Here is a 19,946-nt window from a genome sequence, read left to right as displayed (position 1 = left end):
TGCTAAGGCAGAACTGGTTTTTCGGTTCTGCCTTTTACCTGTTGCCAGAGCCTCCCAAGGGGCGCAGTGTAACCAAATCCCAGAAAAAACAAAAAAGGAAGAAGCCGGCCTGCTGTCGAAGTATCCGATAGATATCTAAATGCCAGGGGAGGCACAATATGCGAACCAAAGCTGCACTCTTAGCAGTGCTCCTGCTTGCGCTTGGCATGGCTGCCTTTGGCTGGTGGTCCACCCACAGCCAGGCTGTTTTTGCCCAACTTGAGAATACACTAGCGACTGAATTAACCCAGGCACTGGGCACGGAGGTTGTCATAGGACAATTACAGGCAGTTGGTCTGACAACTGCTGTTATTAATGATGTCATTATATTTGATAAACAAGGCCGGGAGCTGGCCGTTATTAAGCAGGTTACTGTAGACTATAGCCTGCTTAGTCTGGCGCGCGGTCAAACCGCTCTCAATGCCTTACGGAAAGTTACCCTTACTCAACCGGTGGTCGGCTTGGTCGAAGACGCTGACGGCATCTGGAATATCGAATTTTTAAAACAGGAAACGCAGCCGGACAGCCCGGTATTTAACGGCAAAATTGTGATTGAACAGGCGGTGCTGGCTGTCAATGCCCTGAAGGGACAGTGGCAGCTGACTGCTGTTGATGGTCTGCTTACGGTGCAGGACAGCCGGGCGATTGCGTTAAAACTGGCGGCAAGCCACAATGATTCGGCCTTGAGTGTTGAAGGGTTTATTAATACTGACCAAAATAACCTGTCCCTGACAATTCAGGCCGACAGTGTAAACCCGGCTGCCTATGAGCAGCTGCTGTTGACAGGCACACCGCTTCACTTTACTAACGGGTTGCTTACAGGCTTTGATGTTACCATCGCCAGAAATGCAGCCGGGTTACATTATGCCGGTGAATTTGTCATGGATCAGATTGCCGCCGCCAGCGGGGAATACACTGTGGAAAAGGCCCAAGGCCGGGTAAGTTTCACCACTAACTATGTATACATACTTGGTGCCAGTGCCTTGGTCAACAAGCAGCCGGTTGCGGTGCGCGGCAACATTGGCATCGCCGGTGAGCAGCCTGTGTTTGACCTCAGGGTTGAGTCAACGGGCGTTGATTTGGCTGCCCTGAGCGACGGGTTTCCGCTCGCTGGCAGGGTTGCCCTTCAGGCTGACGTTACCGGCACGCCGGCAAGCCCGGTGGTTACGGCTGAGCTGGCAGCTCCGGACCGGGTGGAGGTCGCTGGCTACAGCCTGCAGGACAGCCGGGCCCGGGTCAGCTATGCAGATAAAATCGTAACAATTGCTGAGTTTAGCACCCAGGCGCTTGGCGGTCAGGTGCGCGGGCAAGGCCTGTTCGATACAGACACCCAGCGCTATCAGGTGCAACTGCTTGCCAGCAATATTGATACTGCTGCCATCAGAGACTTACCGGTAGCTGTCAGCGGCAGCGGGGACCTGACGGTAACTGCCGGCGGCCAGGGCAGCAACTGGCAGTCAGTCGCCGGTTCCGCCGTGCTGTCGCTTACAGACGGTCAGTTAGAGGGGCTGCCTTATACCCGGATGACCGCACTTGTCGAGCGTACCGGCAATACTACGGCCATTAAACATTATGATCTGATTTTGCCCACCGGCCTTATTACCGCCGAGGGGACGATTACGGGAGATACGCTGGCCATAACATTAGACGGCCACGGGGTCGAACTGGCAGCCTTGCCTGTGTCTGCGGGCAAAGATCTCAGTGTCAGCGGCAATGCCGGCTTTACGGGGGGACTAACCGGGACAATCGCCCGGCCCGAGCTCAGACTTACTTTTCAGGCTGCCGGTCTGACCGTTAATCAGCAGCTGCTGGGTCAGGCCAGCGGCATTCTCACCGCCTCACCCGACCTGGTGGCGCTGGAACAGGTAACCCTGAATGACGGGGCTGTTGCCCATGAGCTGGCCGGTCAGGTAGTCCTTAGCGGGGCTCAGCCGGTGGTGAATCTCACGCTGGTAACCCGTTCAGCCCGGGCGGAGACCCTGGTCCGGATCATTAAGCCTGACCTGCCCCTGACCGGTAATCTGGACCAGGAAATGACGATAAGCGGCCCGTTAGACAACCTGGCTGTACATGGCAAGCTGAAATTATCGGAAGGCAGTTTTGCCGGTTATCTTATTGCCAGTGCCGAAGGCAGCTATCAGCGGGAGAATGGGGTCATAACCGTAAATGATCTGATGATAGACTCCCTGAATACCAGGATCAAGCTGGCCGGAACCGTGTCGGCCGACGATAACCTGAATTTTTCGGTGGCAGCGGAAAATATAGATGTGGCCAGGCTGAAACTGGAGTACCCTTACCCGGTATCCGGTATCTTCAGCCTGACCGGCCAGGTAACAGGCACCATCGCCAGCCCGGCGGTCAACGGCCGGCTGACTGCCGGCAGCGTGCTGGCAAACGGGCAGGAACTGAAAGATATCTCTGCTGAGCTTAGTTATGAAGATGAGCAGGCCGATATCAGGGAACTGCGTTTTTCCCAAGGCCAGGGCAGTTACCTGTTTAGCGGGGCTGTTGACATTAGAACTCACGGCATCGACGGCTTATTTAGGGTCGAAGGCGGGGAACTGGCCGGGATTCTGGCGCTGGCCAATGTACCAGACCGGGGCATTCGCGGCAGTCTCGATGGTGAGATTGTCTTAAGCGGCAGTATGAGTAACCCTAATATCGTGCTGCGGGGTTCTATCCGTAATGGCAAAATAAAAGAGTACCTGTTTGATACGATTGATATTGATGCCGAACTCAGGAATAAGGTCATTGCGGTTAATACGCTGATGGCCAAGCAGGGGCCTGACGGGGTATTGGCCGCGCAGGGGCAGGCCGATTTAAACGGCCAGATCGATATGGAAATTGGCGGCCGGGCCATTGATACCGGTATTCTGACAGCATTATTTAATACAACTCTGGAGACTACCGGCAAGTTTAGTTTTACTGCCCAGGCCAGCGGTGCTACGGCCGACCCCAATGTGTCGGTATCGATGGAAATGCAGAACGGCAGTATCGCCAATGCCGAATTTGATAACCTATACGGCCTGTTAATCTATAACAACGGCAGCATCCATGTTAACCAGCTGTTTGTGGCGCGCGGTCCGTACAAAGCCAGTGCTTATGGCATTGTGCCGTTAAAGGCTCTGAACAGCCAAGGGCGTGGCAAGGCCGATGTGACCGATGCTATGGACCTGAATTTGCGGCTTGACAATGCTGACCTCAGGATATTGCCGATGCTGACGAAAGAGGTTGCCTGGGCCACTGGCCCTACTACCGGTGAGATCGCCGTCGGCGGCACCCTCTCGCAACCGACTCTGAATGGCCACTTAACCGTGACCAATGGCACGGTCAAGCTGAAAGCACTGTCAGATCCTATCCAAAAAGTAGGGATTGATATTCATTTTAAAGATGATAAAATAGATATAAGCGCTTTTGACGGGGAAATGGGCGGCGGTTCCTATTCCCTGGGCGGCTCGGCCCGGATCAACGGCTTAACGCTTGATGACTACAACCTCAGGCTGACCTTAAACCGGCTGGGGGTAAAACATAAGTATTTTGCCGGGCCGATTGATGGGGCTTTTACAGTAACCAGCAAAAACTCGCGGCCATTTATTGCCGGCAAAGTGACAGTTGACAATGCCACCGTCGATATTCCGGCCATGCCGGACAGCGGCGAATTGCCCTTTAATGCCGGATTGGATATTGAAGTGGTTGTTGGTGACAAAGTGCGTATGTATAACCCGTATTTGTATGATTTCCTGGCTGCGGGCAAGGTTAAAATTGACGGGTCGCTGAAAAGACCTTCCGCTTCAGGCCGGGTCGAAGTCCGGCGCGGTACGGTGCGATACCTCACCAATCGCTTTACCATCTTGAGCGGCAGTGCCGAGTTTACCCAGTTTGGTTCGATTGTGCCGATCATCAGACTGGAAGCGGAATCCAAGTTCGCCCGCACCCGGATTCATCTGGCGATTAACGGCCCGGCTACGGCGATGGATCTTAAACTGACCTCAGAGCCGGCGATGAGCCAGCAGGAAATCATGTCGCTCTTAACCCTGCGCGGCGGTTATTTCACTAAAAATGACGGCAGCGATAATGACAGCACCTTTGGGCGGGATGAGTTAATCAGCCTGCTCGATGCCGGCCTGCAAATGCGTTTTATTGCCGAGATTGAAGGTGCTTTGCAGGATAAGCTGGGGCTTGATGAATTCCGGCTGGTCCGGTCGTCCCTCTTTGAGACCGGCAGCAGAAGGGCGCGAAACAACCAGTCCGACCAGTTCCAGGGCTACAATCTCGAGATTGGCAAGTACCTTACCGATAAATTCCTCATAAGCTACAGTGTGGGGCTTGATCAGCATAACAACAGTGTCGGGTTCAGGTATGACCTGACCAAAAATATCGGACTGGGCGGTTCCTTCGGCGGTACTGCTAAAACGCTGCTGACCATAGAAACCAGATTTGCTTTTTAAAATAGACCAGATTCCGGTTTTGTAAAGGATGATACAAATGATACTCAGTCAATATCTGGCTGAATTAAAAAATATCCGGATTATGACGCCGGCAGAAGAGGCGGTATTGTGGCAAGGCTACAAAGAAAGCGGCGATCTGGCCTGCCGCCGCCGCCTGATCGAGAGTTACCAGCCATTGGTTTTTAAAACCGCCATGCGCTGGCAGCTGCCTGAGGCCACTATGCTTGATATGATTCAGGAAGGCACGGTTGGCCTGATCGAAGCGGTGGAAAACTATGATCATGCCCGGGGGGTGGCTTTCAGCCTGTTTGCCGTACACCGTATCCGGGGGCGGATGATTAATTACCTGACCCGGGAGGACAATAACCTGGTCCGGATTGACAGCCCGGTGACAGCAGACAGCAGTCAGGCCACAATTGGCGACTTACTCATTGACGCGCGGGCGGAAGTGGCTGCCCAGGCTGAGCACAATTATCTTGTTGATCAGCTGCGGACGGCCATGGACCGCCTGCCGGCCAAGGAACAACAGGTCTTGCACAGTGTTTATCTTGACAATTGTGAAGCCAAAGATGTTGCCGAATCAATGGAATTAAGCGTTTCTCATGTATACCGCCTGCAAAAGCAGGGAATTCGCCGGTTGCGGGGGATGCTTTCCAAACTAATGGGCAATTGGTGAAAGATGGCTGGACATTTCTCGCCAGTTGCCGGAGAGTAAGGAAGCGTGTTTTTACAAACACGCCGCAAGGATTTGAGAAAGTGAGCAAATCAGTCAAATGCTGACGAAATAGGCAGCAATAATGAGGCAATTGTATTATTTGCCCGTTTTTGCTTGTTTGTTAATGACCAAAATCTGGCCCCTTCCCAGGACTATAAATAATGTTTATAATAGGGGTGGTGAATGTGGCGGATTGTAAACAAAATATCAACAGGCATCTAAACTCTGCTCAGCAGTGGCTGTCGGAGGCAGAAGAGGCTTTTGACAAAGATAGTGATATTCGGGGTGAGCTTAACCTGTTTTTGGCTCAGGCCGAACTTACGCATGCCAAAGAGGTTAACCGCTCCCGCTATTGGCGGTACCGGTACCCTGTTCTGCGGCACAGTCTGGCTGTTGGCCTGGCCATTGTTGTTGCCGCTGGTGGCATGACTGCCAGTTATATGTGGGGAATAAGCCGCCACAACACCCCGGACCGGCTGCCGGTTGCGCAGCCTGCTGTTATAGTTGAGAATGGTCCGGCTCAACTCAATGCCATTTCCGGTACAGCAACGACACCTGCGGTGCCGCCGGCACCGGCAGCGGCAGTTAAGACAAGTACGGCTGCCGTTGAGCAGGGACATACAGATACCTCCCCGCAGCCGCCGGCCGTGCCGGCATCAACTGACCAAACAAAAGATGTGCCTTTGACGCCGGAGGAGATTCACAAACTGATTCGTTTAGCCGGAAAATCGTTGCGTGGACAGTAACAAATAGATAAGGAGGTAATGCATGAAGAACATTAGATGTTGTAAGCTTTATATTGCGGCAGTCATTGTCTTAAGCATGGCCGCAGCTTTGGTTTTGCCTGTTTACGCAGCAGACGTTGAAGGCAAGACCGCTACAGCCGTAACGATTACCGGGCTTAGCCAGATCGCTGAGAGTACAGTCAGAGGCGTGGTGAAAATACAACCGGGTGATACCCTGTCGGCTGATAAAATAAAGCAGGACATGCAGGCAATTTATGATCTGGGTTATTTCTTCGATGTTGTCGCCAACTTTACCGAAGTGCCTGAAGGTGTGAAAGTAACCTACACCGTCATGGAAAACCCGAAGTTGACAGACATTGTTGTTAAAGGCAACACGCAGATTAGTGCCGATAAGATTAAAGAACAAGTGACTACCGGTAAGGACGGTGTCTTAAATACACGGACGCTCAATGCCAATGTCCGTGCTATTGAGGATTATTACCATGACCAGGGCTATATCTTAGCCAAGGTCAGCGATGTGGCAATGTCACCAGGCGGGGTGTTAACCCTGACAATTAATGAAGGTTCACTGGAAGGCATTGTGATCAAAGGCAACGAAAAGACCAAGACCCATGTAATTACCCGGGAAATGAAGGTTAAGCCGGGTGAGGCGTTTAATGTAAAAGATGCGCGCCGCAGTATGCAAAAAGTGTACAACCTCGGTTACTTCGAGGATGTTAACATGAAGCTTAACCCTGGTCAGGAACCGAATGCCGTTGTGCTTGAGGCCAGCGTTGTGGAACAGAAAACAGGTACTTTCTCCATCGGCGGCGGTTATAGCAAGGCCGACGGCCTGATTGGTATCCTGGAACTGGGTGACAACAACTTTAACGGCAAGGGCGACAAGGTCAAGTTCCACTGGGAGTTTGGCGGGGCCAGCAATAAGAACTATGAGGTCAGCTATACCCGTCCCTGGCTTGACAGCCGGCAAACCTCGTTAAGCTTCAGCGTCTATGATATGACAAACGAGTATAGCGACTATTATAATAATGGCAAGCTGGAATCAAGTTACGATAAAAACCGCAAAGGTTTTGAGATTACTCTCGGCCGTCCGCAGGGTGAATATGTTCACAACTATCTCACCTATAAAAACCGTAAAGACACCTGGGTAGAGGCAGTGGACGGCGTCGATTATTCGACAGATCCCGACTACGCTGGCTACCTTGACGATAATTTTGGTAAAACCAATAGCGTTACCCTGATGCGGGTCTTTGATTCCCGGGATAATGTGTTTAATCCCTCAGAAGGAGCACGCTTCTCCCTGTCGGCCGAATTTGCCGGCGAAATGTTCGGTGGTGATTTTGACTATAACAAATACACTGCCGAAGGCCGCAAATACTATAAAGTAGGCCGTAACCACGTAATCGCCGCCCGGCTTACCGCCGGTTATGCCGACGGCAATATGCCGGAGTCCGGTGAGTTCTCGGTCGGCGGCGCTGACAATCTGCGTGGTTATGAGGACGATGCGTTCGATGGCGATAAAATGCTGGCAGCCTCTGTTGAGTACCGGTTCCCGGTAGTCAGCAAGGTGCAGGGTGTGGTCTTCACCGATATCGGTAATGCCTGGGACGGTGAAGGGTACAAGCTTGATGATCTTAATGCCAGTGTCGGTGTCGGTATCCGGGTAACAACCCCGATTGGGCCGATTCGTATCGACTACGCCCAAGGCGATCAGGGGGGGCGCACCCACTTTAGCTTTGGCGGTCAGTTCTAATAGTTGCAGCGAACGAGTCAGGCCACAGGCCTGGCTCGTTCACTAGGGAGGTGCGCGTTATTATTGCAAAATGCCTGCGACCCTTACTCTATCCGGGCCTTGTGGTGCTGCTGCTTACCCTGAGTACCGGTACCGGACTGGCTGCGCCCAATACGGTGGACAAAATCACGGTGACCATTAGTGCCGCCGAACCGCCGCCGGCCAGGGTAGCCAAACGGATGACCGCCAGTGTTACGACCGTCGGCACGCAGATGCTGGCCGGCCGGCCGGTCAGTGAGGTGGAAGCCAGTCAGGGCAGTTATGAGAATTTGGTACGGGAGATATTTGACCGGGTACTTGTCGGCTATACGGTCGGCCAGGTCCGTATTACCCCCGGCACGACCACTCATATCCGGGTGGAGGTAGTGCCCTGGGGGGATGTGGTCCGCGACGTTACCCTGGAGGTTGATTTCGGCGGCCTGTCACCGGCGGTTAAGAGCCTGATACAAACAGACCTGAGCCGGGTGGAGGATCAGATTGCCAATGTCCTGACAGGCCTGCCGGTCGATTCCATTGAATGGGCCGGTGGCGTCTCCACGGCGGTAATCCGGGAATTATTAGCAGACCAGCTGCCGGAATTCCGGAGCAATCTGGAGATTGCGGGCGGCCGGACAACCCATATTAAGCTGTCACTGATTCCAATCGGGCCGGTGATTGATAATGTGCATGTCGCTATGCGGTCCCGCTCTATCCCCAATGTCCTGCTGGCCAAAGCCAGTCCGGCCGTCAGCGGGGCGGCGGGCATGCTGCGCGGCTTGCCGGTGGCGTTTGTGGAGCGCCATCAAGACTATTTTACGGAAAGGATCACGGCGGCAGCCGCCGGCCATCCCATTACCAGCCAGTATGGACTCCAGCTTACACCGGTTGTGGAGCCGGGCCGGAATACGGAGATTATCCTGAATGCTGAAACCAGCAAATATCGGGTTACACTGGAAGGCAGCCTGGATATGGGGCGGGAGGAAAACAATACCGCCGGCAAGCTTCATTTCGGTAAATTTACCGGCAGCCGGGACGAGGTATTCCTGGAAGTGGAATTTTTGCCTGATAACCTGACCTGGGAGTTCGAACCAGGCTGGGGGCACAAGTTTACCGACAATACAATGGCCGGTTTCCGGTATAATTTCTCGGAACAGGAGAGCACCCTGTGGGTTAATCACTATATGGGCGCTAACTGGACACTCCGGTTTGAGCACACGCCGCGGCCGGAATATAATGAGTTTGGTGTAAGATACAAGCTGCATGATTTCCTCAGCACCGAGTATGTGATTACCAACAAGGAAAGCTGGCTGCGACTGGTGGCTAATCTGTAAGACTTGCTCAATACAGGGCTGGCTGTTATAATTGTTAAATAGAGGAGAATAATTTATTTGCCAAGTGGCAGGAAAGAAGGGTCAAAGAATGTTTAAAAACAAAAAAGTGGCAAGAATTGTGGCTGTATCTATAGTTGCCGTATTTCTATTAGGTGTATTTGGTGTGGCAATCACCCAAAGCACAGTTGGTCATGCTGCCAATGCCGGTACTGCCTCCAATGTAGGTAAAGTCGATTATCAGCGCCTGGTCAATTCCACCCCGGAATTTGCCAAGTTCAGAGAAACCATGCAGAATGAGGTTGCCCAGGCCCAAAAAGATTTTGATGAAAAATCCAAAACGATGAATGAAAAAGAAAAACAGGATTACAACAATCAGCTGCGTGAGCGTCTGGCCCTTAAGGAACAGGAGCTGCGGACACCGGTCCTGAATCAGATTGACGCCGCGGTTAAAGCCGTTGCCGATTCTAAAGGCCTGGCTGTGGTTCTTGACATGAGCAACATCGTCTATGGCGGTCAGGATATCACCGATGATGTGGTAAAAAAACTGGGCGGCAAATAATAAATTAAAGCTCCGGTCATTACAGCCGAGCCGGTTTAGCCTGTGCTCGGCTTTCTATTCTTCACAATAATGATTGATCTAGAGAGGGTGATTTGGTGTGAAACTGACAACACCAATTAGGTTTCTGGCAACCCTGATTTTTGGTGCCGTGCTGTTGACAGGCTGTGCCCGCCCTGCGCCGGAAACCCCCCCCCCTGTCACGCCCCAGGTTGGCGTTATTGACATGGATAAAGCCGTAAAGGCCCATGCTAAGCACCCCGAATGGCAGAAGCTTAACGAGCAGGCTGCCACCCTGCAGCAGCAGCTTGCGGCCGAGGCCGGCAGGGCGGCGGGGGCTTCGCCGCAAATGCCGGCAATGCAGCTGCCGGCAGCGGCCGCAAGTGGTCTGCAGGCTGCGGCTGAACAGGAGTTTAATGCCAAAATGACGGCGAAGCAGCAGGAACTGCAGGCCCGCCTGGCGGAGAAAGCCGGTAAGCTGCACAATGAACTTGCCGCTGAATTAAGAACCTATGCCGAGCAGCTGGAACAGGAATATCAGCCGCAGCAGTTTAACCTGCAGCTAAAACTGCAGACCATCCGGATGAATGAACAAGAAGCGGCGGCCACCAAACAAAAGCTGGACGAGCTTAAGGCCGAGCAGGCCGGTAAACTGGCTGCGCGCGAACAGGAGCTGTCGCAAAAACTGGAAGCGGCGCTGACTCCTGAGAAAGCGGCCAGTGAACAGGAGCTTGCCGCCTATGCCAAACAGCTAAGCGCTGAAATCAACCAAAAGATTGCTGCCCAAACCAGCAATCTGGCCGACCAGATTCCAGGCGCGATGAGCCAGCCGTCAGCGGCCGGTGTCAGTGCGCTGGAACAGCAGCTGGCGCTGAAACAGCAGGAGATGAGTGTCCTGCAGCAGTCTATTTTGAATGATATCCGGGAAAAGGCCGCCAAAGTGGCCAGTGAGGACAATCTTGATGTTGTATTTACAGGCCATAGAGTCAATGTGAGTGCCGTGGATATTACCGATGCAGTGATTGCGGCGGTTAAGAAATAGTCAGTCTGTGTATACTATTTTCAATATTATTCTTAGGTCCAAAGGGGGATTTTTGATGAACAAGCAAATGAGAATGGCGTTGGTCTTAGTCCTGGTTTTTGTTGCGGCGCTGGCCTTGGCCGGTTGTAACAGCAGCAACCAGACCGTCGGGGTTCTTGACGTAAATAAGGTGATGTCTGACAGCCCGAAAGTCAAGGAGCTGCAGGAACAGCTTAATGTCAAAGGCAAAGAATTGAGCGATCAGCTGGAAAAGGATAAAGCCAGTCTCAGTGCCGAAGAATTCCAAAAGCGTCAGGAAACCGCCTATAGCGACTTCCTCAAGGTTAAGCAAGACCTGGAAACACAGATTGATAACAGCATTAAACAGGCCATTGAACAGGTAAGCACCGAGCAAAAACTGGGTGTTGTGCTGTATAAAAACAGTGTGGCCCAAGGCGGCACTGATGTTACCGATGCTGTCATTCAGAAAATGCAATAAGAGGCAGGGGGCCGTTGTGTGAAAAAGTCATTAGCTGAGATTGCCGCCCTGCTTAACGGTACCGTTACCGATGCTGCCTGTATAGAGATTACCGGCGTTACCAATATTGATGACGCCGGTCCCGGCGATATCACCTTTGCGGTACCGCCCCATCTTGATAAAGCCGGTAAGTGTGCTGCCGCCGCCGTAATTATTCCCGACTCTGTTGAAGCGTTTCCCAAACCGGCTATCCGGGTCGCAAACCCCCGGATAGCCTTTACCACATTACTGAGCCTGTATACACCCAAGCCGGACATCCCGGCCGGGGTTCATCCGGCAGCCACGGTCAGCGCCACCGCCAGACTTGGCGTTAATGTGGCAGTCATGGCTTATGCCGTCGTCGATGATCAGGCCGTAATCGGCGATAACACGATTTTATATCCGCATACTTATATTGGCCGGAACACGACCGTCGGCAGCGATACGCTGATTTATCCCCAGGTCACCGTCCGGGAAAACTGCCAGGTGGGCAGCCGGGTTATTATTCAGAGTGGCGCTGTGATCGGCAGTGACGGTTTTGGTTTTGTTACCATCAGCGGCCGTCATGAAAAAGTCCCCCAGGTAGGCAATGTAATTATTGCGGACGATGTCGAAATCGGTGCCAATGCCTGTATCGACCGGGCTACCACCGGCAGCACCATTGTCGGGCGCGGTACGAAAATCGATAATCTGGTGCACCTGGCCCATAATGTGGTCGTTGGTGAAAACTGCTACTTTGTGGCGCAAACCGGGATTGCCGGCAGCGCTAAAATCGGCAATAATGTCACTTTTGCCGGCCAGACAGGCTGTGCGGGCCATGTGGCTATTGGCGACAACTGTGTCTTTGCCGCCAAAGCAGCACCCATTAATGATGTACCGGCCAATTCTTTTTTGGCCGGCTTCCCGGCCCGACCTCACAAACAATGGCTGCGGTCAGAGGCCGCTATTGGCCGGCTGCCGGATATGGTCAGGAAAATACGCGAGCTTGAAAAGCGGCTGGCGCAACTGGAAAGCAAATAAATAACCGGAGGTATACGCTGCTGTATACCTCCTTTCTTCACAAGTTTGGAAAGGCTGAAAGTCTTTGCAAAACAAAGGCACTAATTAGTGCACATAGCTCGCTTCGAACAGTGCGGAATTCTTTGTGTATTTTCAGGAATTTTAAGTGCGATATAAAAAACTGACTCAAAAGAACCGTCCCCGTGAGTCGTTCCCGTGAGTCGTTAGGCCCGGCATGAGCAAGGAGAGGGCGGCCCCGTATCTCCCGCAACCCCGGCTTTTCAGCTTTTGGAGGCTTCGGGCCTAGACTTTTTGTTACTTTTGGGTCGATGCCAAAAGTAAGCCCAGGCCCTTGTTTGCCAGCATTAACTGTCAGGCGCAAAGCCTAAAGACCGCGCCGGCGGTTTTTTATTTCCCGCAGCAGGTCAGGAAATTTTTCAACCCACAAATTGGCGGCGGGCGGGGGCAGGATTTTTACTGATTACAGGGAATTAATATTACTGCATATGGACCTATTCATATTATTTTGCAGGGAGGAGAATTTGCGATGAGGAAAAAAGCTTTTTTGGCAGCTGTCGCTGTCCTGATGGCGGCGGCGCCTGTATACGCCGCCCCGTCGGTTAACGGTTCCACCGGGCTGATCAATACCCCTTCCGCCGATGTACTGCAGGAGGGACAGTTCTCGCTGGGGTATCATCACCTGGAGGAAGGAAACGCCGGCAGTTTTGTCTTCAGTCCGGCTAAAAAGCTGGAGCTGGGTGTGGCCGGCTTCCGCTATGACAGTGACAGCAACCGGGATAATCAGACCTACTTTAATGCCAAATACAGCCTGGTGCCGGAGACTGTCGTTACCCCGGGCCTGGCCATTGGGGTCGAGGATATTGGCGGTGAGGACAAGCGGACTTTCTATGCTGCCGCCAGCAAAGCACTGCCGTTTGGCTTCAGGCTGCATGCCGGTGTTGGTGATGGCCGCTATGACGGCGTATTCGCCTCACTGGAAAAGACGTTTAACCCGGTCGGGGTGATTACCGGCAGCAACGCCTTTCCGGCTACGACCCTGATTGCCGAGTGGGATGGAGACCGGATGAACTATGGCGCCCGCCTGTCAGTGGTGCCGGGCCTGAAAATTGACGCCGGCTGGCGCCACAGCGAGACCTACATTGGCCTTACCTACACCTACTAAGAGCGGTTTATGCAGTATCGTTTAGTAAAAGGGCTCAGCGCTCTGGTATGTTTGCTGCCTGCCTGGCTGCGGCATTTCATCGGCGTTCTGACCGGCACTCTGTGCTGGCCGCTGGTTCCGGCCAGAAGACGCAAGATGGCAGTTGCCAACATCAGCCGCAGCCTCCGGGTGGACGAGCGGCAGGCAGCGGCTATTGCCAAAGCCAGTGCGGTGCGGTTTGGACCGATGTTTATGGAGGTTCTCCATATGCCTTGTCTAAACAGGGACAATATCGACCGGTATGTTCAGATTACCGGCCGTGAACATCTGGAAACCGCCTTGCAGCTGGGGCGCGGGGCTGTTCTGGCCACCGCCCATACCGGCAACTGGGAATTGCTGGGGGCGGCGCTGGCCATGCATGATTTTCCGCTGGTTGCTGTTGTGCAGCGGCAAACCAATCCGGCCATGGACAGTTTTATTAATGAATACCGGACCAAAGCCGGAATGCATGTTACCTATAAGCAAGGGGTCCGGGAAATGGTTAAATTACTGGGGGCCGGTAAAATTATCGGCCTGCTGATGGATCAGGATAATCACAACCGTGGTGTTTTTGTCGAATTCTTTTCCCGGCCGGCATCGACACCGCAGGGAGCGGCGGCCTTAGGCCGGCTGAATCAGGCCCCGGTCGTTCCGGCCTTTATCACGGGCAACCCTGACGGTACTCATCGGGTAATCATTCATCCCCATCTTACTGTTCCGAAAACCGCCGACCGGGAGGAAGACATCCGCAATACCACCCAGCAGCTGACAAAGATCATTGAAAACCATGTCCGGCGATATCCCCATGAATGGTTTTGGCTTCATAACCGCTGGAAGACCAAGCCGCCGGCTATATAAAGGCACTATTGTTCAGGAACGGAAAAAGAGATTGCGCCAGTTTGGCTGCAATCTCTTTTTTTAGTTGACAATATATACAAATATCATTTTTTTGATATACTTATGGACAGTAAAATGATATACGTGATATAATGTACACCAGAAATGAGGTGACTGAACCATTGCTGACGCCGAAAACAAATAAGCTGAAATTCCTGAAAAGGTTCTTTCAAGACTCAATTCAACGCGATATTCTGACGCTGCTTATTGTTAGCGTACTCATAGGCTCGCTGGTGGCTGGTTCAGTCTCGGTGGCTGCGAATAGTTATTTTTCTCAAACCTTAGCCAGTCTTGTGGGTGACTATGGCGAATATGACGTGCTTGTCCAGGTGCGGGAGGAGAACCGCCAGGACGCGGCTGTTCACATCGACAAGATTGTTAATGAGGTGTTCCCGGGCGGTAAGACCAAAGAAGGACCGACGATTGCCGGTAAGACGCCGTTCTTCGTAGCCTTGCCTGACCAGTTTAAAACCCAGAAAGTCTATGAGGAGCTGGCGAAAAGCTTTGGCAGCCTGCCCGGCGGCGGCAGTGTCGGGGTCATGACCGAGCCGCGGCTGACTGTGCGAGGGGTGCCTGAAGGGGCCCGTACCATGCTGCTGGAGCAGATTAGCCGGCTGGATGGCGTGCGTTTCGTGTTCCGTGATGGTTCGTCGGTTGGCGTGATCTTAAGTTCGCTGGACAAATCTTCAGCCGTCAATACGGCAATTAAGACCTTTTTGCAAGAGTATCAGGTCATTGAAATCAGTTTCCCCGTCGGCAGTGAGCCGGCCAATCCACTGCGCCTGGGGGCATCAATTGCCGAGGCCATGCAGCAGGAGCTCCGCCTGGCCTATGCCGGCAATGTATCTGTCGACGGCAACAATGACGACATGACTTATCTGATCAGTACGATGCTGGAGCTTAAACGCTTCCTGCAGGCCTATGCGGCCCAGGTGACACTTACCCCAAGCGCCGGTACTCAACTGGCAAAAGGGGATCTTATTGTCTTTCAGGGGACGGCTGACAGCGGGCCCCAGGCCGGCCAGGCACCGGCAACAGGCAATGTTGTTGTTGAGATTACGGCCATGGCCGCCAACGGCACCGCCGAGGGTCGGATTACCACCGGCGATGCGGCCTGGCTGAGCAATCAGGAGGGAAAAACCCAGGCCGGCTACAAGCTGGAAAAAAACCTGGCCGGCGGGCAAACGGTAACAGCGGCTTACAAGAATCCGCGCCAGCAATTAGGCAATGCCCTTACGGAAACCGGGAAGCTTGTCAGCCAAATTCCCGGCTTTGCCCAGGATAGCAAGAACCTTAGCTCTATTGCCCTGGGGGCGCTTGATAATTATGGCAGCAGTATAACTGCCCTGGAGCAGACACTGTCCAGCCTGCAGGCGGCCGGCGGCATTATTCAGGCCGCCACCAGCGGGCTGGCCGGTATCGATACCAGCGGTATCCGCAGCCAGCTTGACAATTCATCCCGCACCATCGGCGGTCTGGCCGGCTCACTGCAGGTCCTGCGGATGGTGAATGGTGATGTTGGCTCGACCATTGACACGCTGAGCGGTGCCCAGCAAAATCTGACCAGTTTAAGCTCAAATCTGGCTCAGCTGGATAATGTAGCGGCTAATGCCCGGCGGGCCAAAGCAACGATTGATCATATTGCCGCCAATGGCAATACCACCATTGCCACGCTGAAAGCCTTTGACGTAGCCGGGGCCAGAGCCGGCCTCACCAGTGCCCAGCTGCGCCTGGGAGCCCTGCAGGAGCTGAATACGCCCCTGGTTGCCGCTCAGATTCAGTACCTGTCCGGGGCGGTGCCCAACCTTAAAGATGAAGAGATTAACAATTCCATTAACCTGCTGGATAAATTTATTGCCGGCCAGGTCATTCCGGGCGCCCGTATTCAGATTTTGACCACCAGCAGTATTGATATCAATGCGGTAACGCCTGTTGTGCAGCAGCAGGCCGGTCATACCAATATGTCGCTGTATTCCACTGCGCTGGGGGTTATCGAACCAGACCCGCGCGGCGAACTGTATCAGGTGCTGACTGAAGTCAAAAGCATTCTGGCCGGCCTGACCGCCATCATTGCCACGCTCCTGCTGCTGGTGCTTGACCACACCGCGATTATGACCGTAATCCGCCGCAAGCGGCTGAGTAAAAAGATCCCGGCAACCGGCTGGCGCCGGTTTGCTGAACGGCTGGCAGTTACTTTCAGCGCCCCTGAGCGCCTTTACGGTATTGGAGTGGGGGCGACTATGCTGACAGCCATGTTTATTCTGGCCGGCGGCGGCATTCCTTATCTTCCCTGGGCCGGTGTACCGGTGCTGGGGGCCCTGCTGGGCCTGCTGGTGGCCTGTTACACCGAGAAAATCAGCCCCGTTGCCGAGGCCGAAGTCATGGCCGGTGAGGCCCTTGGTTTGACCATGGACGAGGTGATGCGGGAGATCGTTATCCCCAGTGGCCGGCCGGGGTTACTGCAAAAACTGAATCAGCGCAAAGTAAAGTTTAAATAACCGGGGGTGAAGTGTGTGCTCAGCATTCAAAACCTGTATAAACAGTTTGGCAGCCTTGTAGCCGTTAATAATCTGGAGCTGTCGGTAGCTCCGGGCGAGACGGTGGTGATTATGGGACCATCAGGCTGCGGCAAGTCAACAACCATCCGGATGATCAACCGGCTGATCGAACCCGATCAGGGCGCTGTTATGTTTGACAATGTGGATATTACCCGCCTGGACGACGCCGGTCTGCGAACCATGCGGAAACGCATCGGTTATGTTTTTCAGCAGTTTAATCTGATCAGCCGCCTGAGTGCGATCGAAAATGTGATGCTGGGCCTGGTCATGGGCGGCCAGTCGAAAGAGGAAGCCTATGGCAAAGCCCTGGCAGCCCTCGGCAAGGTGGGCATGGAACAGGCAATTGATCAAAAACCGGGCCAGTTGTCGGGCGGCCAGCAACAGCGAGTGGGCATTGCCCGGGCGCTGGCCTTTGAGCCGGAGCTCATGCTGTGGGACGAGCCTACCGCCTCTCTCGATCCCATGCTGGTCAGGGAAGTGCTGATTGTCATGGAGGAGCTGGCGAAATACCGGGCGGCCACCATGCTGGTGGTTACCCATGAGATTGCCTTCGCCCTGCATGTGGCCGACCGCATTGTTCTCATGGAAAAGGGGGCTGTTGTGGAAACCGGGCTTCCCAGCCAGGTATTTGTTGAGCCTGCTTCCCGGGTGGGCCGGCAATATAAGGAACTGATCGAATATCAGCTCAGTACCAGTGCCAGCACTTTGGCCGGGAAACGTATCGCCTGACAAGCCTCTGAATAAATCTAATACTTGCACAAAATGCTAAATTCCTGTAAAATTAATTGGAATTAGACAACTCAGGAGGAACCATAATGAATCGCCAAACCACACTGGCTTCGCCTGTGACCTATACCGGCATTGGCCTGCACTCCGGGCAGGACGTCACGATTACCCTGAAGCCGGCCCCGGCCGGCAGCGGCATTGTTTTTGTCCGGACCGACCTGGCCGGCCGGCCACAGGTGGCAGCCCGGGCTGCCAATGTAACCAATACCATGCGGGCTACTACCCTGGAGCAGGGGGCAGCCAAGGTTTTTACCGTGGAACACCTGCTGGCTTCTTTTTATGCTATGGAGCTTGATAATTGTATTGTCGAAATATCCTCAGTCGAGCCGCCGGTTGCCGATGGCAGTTCCCTGCCGTTTCTTATCCTGATTGAAGCGGCAGGCATTGTCCGTCAGGAGGCGCTGCGCCAGCCGCCGGTCGTGATTCAGGAGGCTGTCACGGTGCGTTATCCTGATAAATTTATTACCATCTTACCTTATGACGGCTTTCGCATTACCTTTACCTCCATCAACCCGCATCCCCTGCTCGGGGTTCAGTTTGGCGACTACGAAATTACTCCTGCCGTTTTTGCCCGGGATTTGGCTCCGGCCCGTACCATCGGCTTTATGCATGAGGTCGCGGCCCTCCAGGCTCAGGGACTGGCCCTGGGGGGAAGTCTGGAGAATACGATCGTATATGATGACCAGCACTGTTTAACGCCGCTCCGGTTCCCTGACGAACTGGTCCGGCATAAGATTCTGGATGTAATTGGCGACCTGGCGCTGGCCGGCCGGATGAAGGGCCATGTCATTGCGGTAAAGTCAAGCCATGAGCTAAATACCACACTGGCGAAACAGATTATAAAAATAATGGCTTAAAGCAAGTATGTGATTGATATGAGGAGGCGCTTTCCAATGATTTTGACCGCAGCTGAGATTCAAGAGGTTATTCCGCACCGTTATCCAATGCTGCTCGTTGACCGTATTGTCGAACTTGAGCCAATGAAACGGGCCGTAGGGATCAAGAACGTAACCATGAATGAACATTTTTTTATGGGACATTTCCCGGAACGGCCGGTTATGCCCGGGGTACTCATCTTAGAGGCAATGGCGCAGGTGGGCGGGGTTGCCATGCTATACCCGGAAGAATACCGGGGCAAGCTGGCTCTGTTTGGCAGTATGGACAGGGTTAAATTTAGAAGACCGGTGACGCCTGGCGACCAACTGTATATGGTTGCTGAAATCATCAAGCTGCGCGGTGCGGCCGGGAAACTGTGGGCTGAGGCTTTTGTCGAGGGCCAGGTTGTGGCTGAGGCTGAATTTATGTTTGCGCTTACGTCCAGATAAATATCCGTAATATTGATATAATTACTGAAAACCGGATGATAATCTGCAGTAATGCCTGTATTTGAGTAATTAAGTCGAAATATACCTGTATTTCGCATGTCATATTTCGACTGCTGAGTCGGAATATATATAACAATAAATGGCATACGAGATCTGCTTATATAGTTCTAATCTTAGTAGGGAGTTGATTTGATATGAAACCGGAATCGGTTGTAATACCGTTACGTAAAATACACGAAACTGCAGTCGTCCATCCCAGTGCGCGTATCGGCAAAGATGTGGAAATCGGGCCATATGCCGTTATTGGGGAACATGTCCTGATCGGGGAGGGCACGAAAATTGGGGCCCATGCAGTGATTGACGGCTGGACAAGTATTGGCCGCAACTGCATTATCCACCCCAGTGCCTCGATCGGCGGCGAACCGCAGGATCTGAAATTCCGTGGCGAAAAAAGCTATGTTTTTGTTGGCGATAATACCAAAATCCGTGAGTTTGCGACAATTAACCGCGCCACCGGCGAAGGGGAAGAGACCCGGGTTGGTTCGGACTGCCTGCTGATGGCTTACACCCATGTGGCCCACAACTGTGTTGTCGGCAATCATGTCATCATGTCGAATGCCGCTACTCTGGCCGGCCATGTTGTCGTGGAAGACCGGGCTGTAATCGGCGGCCTGGCCGGTGTTCACCAGTTCGTAAAAATTGGCCGTAATGCCATGGTTGGCGGGGCCTCGAAAGTGGTGCAGGACATTCCGCCCTTTGTTATCGTTGACGGCCATCCGGCTAAGGTCTGCGGTCTCAACAGCGTGGGTATCTCCCGGGCCGGCATGAGCGAGGTCGCCCGCCGCAATCTGAAAAAAGCCTATAAGATTTTGTACCGCTCCGGTCTCAGCCTGGCTCAGGCCATTGCGGTTATGGAGCAGGACCTCGAATCCTGTGAGGAAGTTGAGCATATGCTGCGGTTTCTCCGGAACGCGGAACGCGGGATTTGCCGCGGCCGCAAGGATTTAAACGATTAACTGTGGATGTATAGGCAGGC

General features: G+C 53.4%; 16 protein-coding genes. All 16 read left to right on the top strand.

What is annotated here, in order from left to right; all coding sequences use genetic code 11:
- The first annotated feature begins 158 nt into the window (after positions 1 to 158).
- Entirely contained in the window at positions 159 to 4,487 is a 4,329-nt protein-coding gene (locus tag SPTER_RS17205; protein ID WP_144351505.1) for a translocation/assembly module TamB domain-containing protein, read from the top strand.
- A gap of 37 nt (positions 4,488 to 4,524) precedes the next feature.
- Positions 4,525 to 5,163: a sigma-70 family RNA polymerase sigma factor gene (locus SPTER_RS17200; protein ID WP_144351504.1), complete on the top strand. Its 639-nt coding sequence runs from the start codon at positions 4,525 to 4,527 to the stop codon at positions 5,161 to 5,163.
- A gap of 224 nt (positions 5,164 to 5,387) precedes the next feature.
- Positions 5,388 to 5,948: a hypothetical protein gene (locus SPTER_RS17195; protein ID WP_144351503.1), complete on the top strand. Its 561-nt coding sequence runs from the start codon at positions 5,388 to 5,390 to the stop codon at positions 5,946 to 5,948.
- Between the two features lie 76 nt (positions 5,949 to 6,024).
- Positions 6,025 to 7,701, top strand: a complete 1,677-nt coding sequence (locus SPTER_RS17190; protein WP_425474374.1) for a BamA/OMP85 family outer membrane protein — start codon at positions 6,025 to 6,027, stop codon at positions 7,699 to 7,701.
- A 50-nt stretch (positions 7,702 to 7,751) separates the two neighbouring features.
- A complete protein-coding gene (locus tag SPTER_RS17185; RefSeq protein WP_246105336.1) occupies positions 7,752 to 9,050 on the top strand; it encodes a hypothetical protein in 1,299 nt (432 codons plus the stop codon).
- 88 nt (positions 9,051 to 9,138) lie between these two features.
- Positions 9,139 to 9,609: an OmpH/Skp family outer membrane protein gene (locus tag SPTER_RS17180; RefSeq protein ID WP_144351501.1), complete on the top strand. Its 471-nt coding sequence runs from the start codon at positions 9,139 to 9,141 to the stop codon at positions 9,607 to 9,609.
- A gap of 97 nt (positions 9,610 to 9,706) precedes the next feature.
- Positions 9,707 to 10,648, top strand: a complete 942-nt coding sequence (locus SPTER_RS17175) for a hypothetical protein (RefSeq protein ID WP_144351500.1) — start codon at positions 9,707 to 9,709, stop codon at positions 10,646 to 10,648.
- A 55-nt stretch (positions 10,649 to 10,703) separates the two neighbouring features.
- Positions 10,704 to 11,126: an OmpH/Skp family outer membrane protein gene (locus SPTER_RS17170; protein ID WP_144351499.1), complete on the top strand. Its 423-nt coding sequence runs from the start codon at positions 10,704 to 10,706 to the stop codon at positions 11,124 to 11,126.
- Positions 11,127 to 11,144: 18 nt separating this feature from the next.
- Entirely contained in the window at positions 11,145 to 12,164 is a 1,020-nt protein-coding gene (gene lpxD / locus SPTER_RS17165) for a UDP-3-O-(3-hydroxymyristoyl)glucosamine N-acyltransferase (protein ID WP_144351498.1), read from the top strand.
- 526 nt (positions 12,165 to 12,690) lie between these two features.
- A complete protein-coding gene (locus tag SPTER_RS17160; RefSeq protein ID WP_144351497.1) occupies positions 12,691 to 13,326 on the top strand; it encodes a YjbH domain-containing protein in 636 nt (211 codons plus the stop codon).
- Positions 13,327 to 13,335: 9 nt separating this feature from the next.
- Complete coding sequence (locus tag SPTER_RS17155; protein ID WP_144351496.1) at positions 13,336 to 14,202, top strand: lysophospholipid acyltransferase family protein; 867 nt, start codon at positions 13,336 to 13,338, stop codon at positions 14,200 to 14,202.
- A gap of 149 nt (positions 14,203 to 14,351) precedes the next feature.
- The gene (locus SPTER_RS17150; protein ID WP_342787099.1) at positions 14,352 to 16,739 is read left to right on the top strand and encodes a hypothetical protein; all 2,388 of its coding nucleotides are present in this window, start codon (positions 14,352 to 14,354) and stop codon (positions 16,737 to 16,739) included.
- A gap of 15 nt (positions 16,740 to 16,754) precedes the next feature.
- Positions 16,755 to 17,528: an amino acid ABC transporter ATP-binding protein gene (locus SPTER_RS17145; RefSeq protein WP_144351495.1), complete on the top strand. Its 774-nt coding sequence runs from the start codon at positions 16,755 to 16,757 to the stop codon at positions 17,526 to 17,528.
- A gap of 86 nt (positions 17,529 to 17,614) precedes the next feature.
- Entirely contained in the window at positions 17,615 to 18,442 is an 828-nt protein-coding gene (gene lpxC / locus SPTER_RS17140; RefSeq protein ID WP_144351494.1) for a UDP-3-O-acyl-N-acetylglucosamine deacetylase, read from the top strand.
- Positions 18,443 to 18,478: 36 nt separating this feature from the next.
- Positions 18,479 to 18,910 carry a 3-hydroxyacyl-ACP dehydratase FabZ gene (gene fabZ / locus SPTER_RS17135; RefSeq protein WP_425474285.1) on the top strand — a complete coding sequence of 144 codons (432 nt, stop codon included), beginning with the start codon at positions 18,479 to 18,481 and terminating at the stop codon, positions 18,908 to 18,910.
- Between the two features lie 194 nt (positions 18,911 to 19,104).
- Positions 19,105 to 19,926: an acyl-ACP--UDP-N-acetylglucosamine O-acyltransferase gene (gene lpxA / locus SPTER_RS17130; RefSeq protein ID WP_144351493.1), complete on the top strand. Its 822-nt coding sequence runs from the start codon at positions 19,105 to 19,107 to the stop codon at positions 19,924 to 19,926.
- Positions 19,927 to 19,946 lie beyond the last annotated feature (20 nt).

The sequence above is a fragment of the Sporomusa termitida genome (assembly GCF_007641255.1).
Lineage (GTDB): Bacteria > Bacillota > Negativicutes > Sporomusales > Sporomusaceae > Sporomusa > Sporomusa termitida.
This window is presented reverse-complemented; position numbering and strand designations above follow the sequence as displayed.